The sequence below is a fragment of the Paraburkholderia sp. UCT2 genome (assembly GCF_014397665.1).
Lineage (GTDB): Bacteria > Pseudomonadota > Gammaproteobacteria > Burkholderiales > Burkholderiaceae > Paraburkholderia > Paraburkholderia tuberum.
Map to the genome: position 1 here is coordinate 1 of NZ_VZQO01000145.1, position 870 is coordinate 870.

The 870-nt window shown below is 62.5% G+C and carries 1 protein-coding gene; it reads right to left on the minus strand.

Going from position 1 to position 870, the window contains the following annotated elements:
• The coding region (gene nhaR / locus F6X39_RS36135) for a transcriptional activator NhaR (protein WP_187620157.1) at positions 1–870 on the minus strand (870 nt) is incomplete at its 5' end.

The following is an 870-nucleotide window of genomic DNA, read 5'->3' on the forward strand; positions in this document are numbered from 1 at the left end:
CTAAACGTTGAACAGTTCGCTACGCGCCGCGTCCATGATCATCGCGACAGCCGGGTGGCTGACGTGGCGCTCGATAGAGATTGCAAAAAATTCCTCGACGATCGAATTGATCTGTCCGACTATCGTCAGGTTGTGCTCTGTCTGCAACTGGCTTTCGAGCACGGTTGGCGCGAACAGCAGGCCGCGGCCTTCGCGGCCGAATGCCATGGTCATCGCTCCGTCGTCGAACTCGCCGACGATGCGCGGCGAAATGGCGTGCGAGGCGAGCCAGTGATCCAGCTTGCGCCGCACGGCGGATTCCGTGCCGGGCAGTAGCACAGGCAGCTTGTCGAGCGACATCGGGAAGCGTTTTTTGCTGCTTTGAATCAGCGCCTGGGTTCCGAAGCAGCTTAGCGTCGAACGTCCGAGGCGGTGATTGAACGCCTTGATGTTGACGTCGACGGGAATGGGGGCGTCCGCGATGATCAGATCGAGGCGGTGCACGGCCAGTTGCGCGAGCAGCGCGTGCAGTTTGCCTTCGTGACAGATCATGCGCAGCGACGCCGACGCGCTCAGCGCGGGTTCCAGCAGCCGGTACGCAATCGCCTTGGGGACCGAGTCCGCGATCCCGACGCGAAACCGCGTTTGCGCACCGGATTCGCTTTCGCGCCGCACAGCGCTTTCGAGTTCCGAACCTAACGAAAATATCTCGTCGGCGTAGTCGAGCGCGAGGCGCCCCGCATCGGTCAGTTCGAGCGTGCGGCCGGTTTTCCTGAACAGCTTCTTATCCAGCGCCTCTTCGAGAAGCTTGATCTGGCCACTGAGCGTTTGCGGCGTGATGTGCAACTGCTCGCCCGCGCGCACGATGCCGCCGGCGCGAGCCGCGACCCA